We start from the raw sequence: 5,484 nt of genomic DNA, 5'->3' as shown, positions 1-5,484 counted from the left end.
TAAAACCAGTCTCCTTATCCATAAGGAGCAATATATTCAATACTGACAACCAAATTCCCACTCCCGCAAAGACACTAAATATAAGAAACAATATGCTAACTAGAACAACCAGGATATATCTCCTCCTTTCGTTTTCCCCTTTTAGGTAATTATCGGATTATATCCCTTGTTTGCATACGTACCACGAGTCATTAGGAGAAATTACAATGGCTTCCACTCTTTTGAACCGAATTCCCGTATACAAATTACATTCAATCTTAGTATAATTTAACAGGAAATTATTTCATTTACCATTGTTGAAAAATACTATGTGACTTATGAAAGGTGCTAAAAGAATGAAGCTTACAAAAAAAGTATGCTTGATATCGTCAATACTTGTGCTTCTTTGTAACTTGAGCCAAGTGTACGCTGAACCAGCCGATGTAGAGTCATTGAAAAATAACGCCAGCTATTATCAATACTCCAATGGGAGCAGCAGATTGAATTATAAAATATCCCCCTCTGAAACAACTTATTACCTATACGACTCCAACGGCAATACGACTAAAAAAATCAGTTCAAAAAAACCTCCCATGTTTACCTCTTCTGAATATAGTGGTTTTGAAGCTTATAGATTAGGTGACAGCAGCTCTAGCACCTTTTGGTCAAGTAATGGTCACCCTGTAGAAACTGGACAGGAGTGGGTTGCTACGGATTTAGGTGAAAATCATATTATTAGTGGAATCAGTTTAACTCCCAGAACCACATTAGGCTTTCCAAAAGATTTCAAAATCCAATTCAGTGATAACGCTGTAACATGGTCTGACGTCCCACATCAGTCTTATACAAACTATGTTAATAACGGTTCTGTGCAATCGTTTAAATTTGATAGTTCAGTGGTAGCCAGATATGTTCGGGTGTATGCAACAAAGTTGGGGAAAGATGATATGGGCAACTATTACTTTCAATTATCCGAGTTCAATGCTGATCTTAGCAATATTGCAGCCTCATCTAGCTTGCAAGGTTGGTCTGTTAACAGATTAACTGATAATAATACCTCCACCCTTTGGTCTACTCCGGCTCATGGGAGTGAATCAGCTACAGAGTGGATTGCCTTCGATTTAGGCAACATGGAGACTGTAGGCAGTATTAGCTTAACTCCCCGAGGAACCTATAGTTTTCCTAAAGATTTCAAGATCCAGACCAGCAATGATGCTTTAACTTGGTCTGATGTTCCAAACCAAAGCTATACCAATTATGTAAATAACGGGAGTGTGCAAACCTTTACTTTTGAGAGCTCAGTACTAGCTAAGTATATCCGGGTCCACGCCACTAAATTAAGTAAGGATGACATGGGCTCGTACTATTTCCAGCTTGCCGAATTCAAGGCTAACATCACCAATGTGGCTGCATCATCAAGCTTAATTGACTGGCCTGCCAGCAGATTATCAGATAATAATACTGCGACTTCGTGGTCAAGTGTGGCACATAGCAATGAGTCAAACACAGAATGGGTTATTTTGAATTTAGGAAGTATAAAATCGGTTAGCGGAATTACGCTATCCCCGCGAGCAACCTTAAGCTTCCCAAAGGATTTCAGTATTCAAGCTAGCAATAACGCTATACTGTGGACAGATATTCCAAATCAATCATATACCAATTATGTTAATAACGGATCTGCAAAGAATTTCAATTTTACTACTCCCGTTTCAGCAAAGTTTATAAGGATTTATGCGACCAAACTTAATGTTGATGATAGGGGGAGTTATTATTTTCAACTGAATGAAATAAAGGCTACTCTCAGTAGCCTAAAACTCTAATCATAGCAAAAACCCACCTGAATCAGGTGGGTTTTTATCAAGGAGACTTTATTTAATGAAAAAGAAATGGTTTTTTTCTTCTTTCCTCATATTCAATCTCTTGTTATTTAACTTTAGTACCTTCATCTTTGCTGATTCTTTTGAGCCGGCTCCGAATGAACAGATTAAAACAACTATACAAAATGAATTCAAATTAAAGTATCTTGATTCGTTGAATTCAGTGAAATCAGAATACGGCCTCGAAGAAAAACAAAATTTTGAAAATGTACAATTAAGTTCAGGAACTGCTTACTACAAAATATCTGATAATGCAAATAGTAGTGAGTTAGTTTTGCAGGTTATATCTTTTCAATAAAATTGAATAACATTGATATGGGAACAATTTATTCAAACAATGACTCAGGCTCGTGGGAGATATTCAACATTACTAGTAATATAAATAATGAGCAATCATTTTTAGCAACACAATCATCCCTTAAAGAAGGAGAAGACATCAAACTTGTTAGTGACGTTAGATATGGTATAGATGCTTTATACATCCATGGGATAGCAGGGGAACGAGTAATAGATCTGAACAGCAACAACGCTACATCAGGTAGCCTCCACGCAGAGAAAACAATATCCAAATCCGTTTTTGATGAAAAAATAAAAAGTATTAAGGAAAACCGTGCTGCTTCTCCTACTAAAAACGGAGTCCTTGAAATGGGGTCAGGACAAGTTAATTTCACTGAACCTGAGGCTACCTCTAATAACCTTCCAGTAATTTTATTTCTTTTTGGCGTTATCTTAGTTATTCCTGTCTTATTTGTCTTAACACTTATTCTAAAGACACATTAGGATTCAAAGTAATCTCAAAAGCACGGCCCCAAATAAAATCGGGATCATCATGAAGGAGTTCTGCACTGACATATTCCGAAAATGACCAAGTGGTCCCACAAATCTGGCGGACGTTATAAGCCGTTCCAGAATCGCCGATAAGGAATGCACTTTTCCCGGAGAGTGAGGCTGTATGCGTCTGCATCCGCTCCCTAAGCACGTCTTGTAAATGAGAATAGTCTGCTGGACTATTGAACAAAAGCATATTTTGATCTGCAATCGTAGCGATATTTGTATACAAAGAATTGGCTCTCGAGTACTCCCGGATTTCACCAATGGCCAACGTTTTGTAATAATAGTCTTTCAAGAATCGCTTAAACAAAAGCGTACCGTGAGCGTTGACTGCTGAACTGAGTGCCTCGGCATCTTTTTCCGTAACCAAGTACGTATACCGCGCCTGGCCCATACCCAGTGCAATCCCGATTTTGTTACCTGGCGTGTTCCAGCCACTGTATCCTAAGATACTCCCGGTATGCTCGCTACCCAGCAATGCTTCGGTCACAGTGGCATTCGCTGCGCCGCCACCCACAAAATCAATAACTACAGTTGGAAAGTGTTGGGTACTATTGGCAGCAATCCGGCTGACCGCAGCCGTTACCTGATTCGCAGCAGTTATCGCGATAATTTCCACGGTAGGTGAAGTGCTCACAGACTTTCCGCCAGCAATATCCACATGACGCAAAATATTTTGATGCACATCCATATATTCATATGGACTGGTGATGGTGGAGCCATGTGGTCCAAAGTATTGCACGGTATACCTTGGCTTTATTCCGCAGCGGTAGAGCTGATTCGCCATGCGTGCCAATAGCGCCTGCCCCAATCCGTCTGCATCCGGAAGAATAATAGCCCGTTCTGGATTTTGACCGTTCTTTCCGCCAAGACAAGCATTGATGCGCCCTTCCAGAAAGTTAATCTCATTGATCTGTACCCCCTGCGTATTGGCATCATCGACACCCACCGCAAGAAAATCAATGTATCCCGCTTGGACCAGCTTCTCTAGAATGTAACGATTACTCTTGAACTTGTGCTGTCTGGTATTGTAATACTGGTCTTTATTAAAATGGGTCGTACTGCCATAAGAACCGGTTGGCGACAAGTTATATCCGGTGAGAATATCAGCAAACTGTGAAAAACTTTTCCGTGGCTGTAACATGAGATTGCGTGATTCTGTATAGGCTTCAAAGGTTAAACCTTCTGCAAAAATCGTTGTGGCTAACCTCAAAATGGTATCCAGTACATAGACCGGCTTCTTAGGATAAGATTGTTTAACTAAACGAATCACGTCGAGCAGATTCGTGATAGTCGCATCATAATCCGGGTAAGCTCCGCCTGCACTCGTCCGAAGACGGCGACTTCCGATCAAGCCCCCATAAGCTAGCATATCTGTTGAGATGATAAAGCCATCTACAGAGGCTGCATTATCAAGAATAAACTGCCGGATGTTTGCGGTATTCCCATAGGCGGGTGAAGAGGTCGCCAGTAATGTTGTTCCCGATGCTGTCTTTTGTGAATCCAGCCGGTTTCTAAGATCGCCCACACTTGGCGTGATCACATTGATCCCCGCCGATCTCCCTTGGACAATGACATCATCCAGGTTGACCGGTCTATCATCCAACGGTACATACAGTACATTTTTCATTATTATCAAGCTCCCTCCCAAATCCATTTCGTTCTCCTTTATTTGTGCCTTACTTATAGGGTAATTTAAGCGGACGTAATACAACCAAAAAAATATTTTGTTTGTTGTTCGTCCAGCGAGGTACTGGGGGCACCGGGGGGGCAAAAAAAAGACCTTGAGGACTATTATATCCTCAAGGTCTTACACCGAAAACCTGTTATTGTATTTGCCTTTTTAACTCTTCAATATCCTCTGTAGTTTTTAGCATGCATTTCTTTAAGTACTTTTTTCGAAGCTTTTGCAATTGATTTTTTCAAAAAGTAAACTTCTGTATCTAGTGAAGCAACTACCTCCAAGCCAAACCTTATTTCTTCGTATAAAATGATGTTCTAACAGGTGAAGATTCATGTGATTTTATGCATTTATTCCACCATGTCAAAATGAGGAACGGGTGCAAAGCAAACTAAACAAACTAACGCCAGTGGAGTACCGGCGCCGCTTTGCAGCCTAGGTGTTTTTTCAAAGTTTATTTTTGGGATCTTGACCGCTAGTCCTAAGCGTGGTTGTCCATCAGAAATTAGTGGTTTAAGTTTTAAAGTTGTCCTATAGGGTTCCAATTGGGAGGAGATTTCCTACCCTTGGAAAACCATAAACATCCTCCATTAACCCATTTCTCGTTCCATATCTTGTATACAATTTTTTATCATCCATATCGTCATCATCAAAGCCAAAGTGAAATCCACAACATCGACATATATTCGTCATGTTGATCTCCCCAAGGTAATCAAAAATCCCTACATTATCACCAGCTTGCCTTTGCAAAAATGTTACAACTAAACATTACCTTGGTTTTAGAACCCCAAATTTTTGTGACCTGACCCAAGCCTCGGTTCTTGAACGCAACTTATCTTACGCCAATATTATTTCTATGATAAATACACAGCCTCATCAATAAAGTCTTCAACAATCGATAAGTTTAATACGGGAATAAGTATTATCCTGTTACTTCTTCTTAGTACATCCGAACAATGGGCCAACCTTCCTCTTATTAAATTTTTCCACTCATCGTCCAACCACGGAAAACAAAAAACTTGCTTTCCATGCGCCAATCCAATAGCGGCTGAAGTATAATGCTACATAGAAACTAGACAGCAAAAAAGGAGATCCTTAGTTGTGCCAACACCGAGA

General features: G+C 40.0%; 4 protein-coding genes. 3 read left to right on the top strand and 1 reads right to left on the bottom strand.

The annotated features are described in order from the left end of the window. The first annotated feature begins 335 nt into the window (after nucleotides 1–335). Genes ACQ76X_RS35395 through ACQ76X_RS35385 form a run of 3 tightly spaced genes read left to right on the top strand, consistent with a single transcriptional unit; the run spans nucleotide 336 to nucleotide 2,636 of the window. Nucleotides 336–1,799 (top strand): discoidin domain-containing protein, encoded by a 1,464-nt coding sequence (locus ACQ76X_RS35395; RefSeq protein ID WP_438498572.1) that lies wholly within the window; start codon nucleotides 336–338, stop codon nucleotides 1,797–1,799. 55 nt (nucleotides 1,800–1,854) lie between these two features. Then, the gene (locus tag ACQ76X_RS35390; RefSeq protein ID WP_438498571.1) at nucleotides 1,855–2,154 is read left to right on the top strand and encodes a hypothetical protein; all 300 of its coding nucleotides are present in this window, start codon (nucleotides 1,855–1,857) and stop codon (nucleotides 2,152–2,154) included. 17 nt (nucleotides 2,155–2,171) lie between these two features. Next, a complete protein-coding gene (locus tag ACQ76X_RS35385; protein WP_438498570.1) occupies nucleotides 2,172–2,636 on the top strand; it encodes a hypothetical protein in 465 nt (154 codons plus the stop codon). Here ACQ76X_RS35385 and ACQ76X_RS35380 read toward each other — a convergent pair. Then, entirely contained in the window at nucleotides 2,617–4,317 is a 1,701-nt protein-coding gene (locus tag ACQ76X_RS35380) for a DUF4127 family protein (RefSeq protein WP_438498568.1), read from the bottom strand. The two genes, ACQ76X_RS35385 and ACQ76X_RS35380, sit on opposite strands and share 20 nt — an antisense overlap. Between the last annotated feature and the right edge of the window lie 1,167 nt (nucleotides 4,318–5,484).

This window comes from Paenibacillus sp. IHBB 3054, assembly GCF_051594305.1.
Taxonomy (GTDB): Bacteria; Bacillota; Bacilli; order Paenibacillales; family Paenibacillaceae; genus Paenibacillus_AQ.
This window is presented reverse-complemented; position numbering and strand designations above follow the sequence as displayed.

Coding starts and splice junctions, on each gene's coding strand:
- ACQ76X_RS35395 (WP_438498572.1), top strand. CDS start 336: ATGAAGCTTACAAAAAAAGTATGCTTGATATCGTCAATACTTGTGCTT.
- ACQ76X_RS35390 (WP_438498571.1), top strand. CDS start 1,855: ATGAAAAAGAAATGGTTTTTTTCTTCTTTCCTCATATTCAATCTCTTG.
- ACQ76X_RS35385 (WP_438498570.1), top strand. CDS start 2,172: ATGGGAACAATTTATTCAAACAATGACTCAGGCTCGTGGGAGATATTC.
- ACQ76X_RS35380 (WP_438498568.1), bottom strand. CDS start 4,317: ATGAAAAATGTACTGTATGTACCGTTGGATGATAGACCGGTCAACCTG.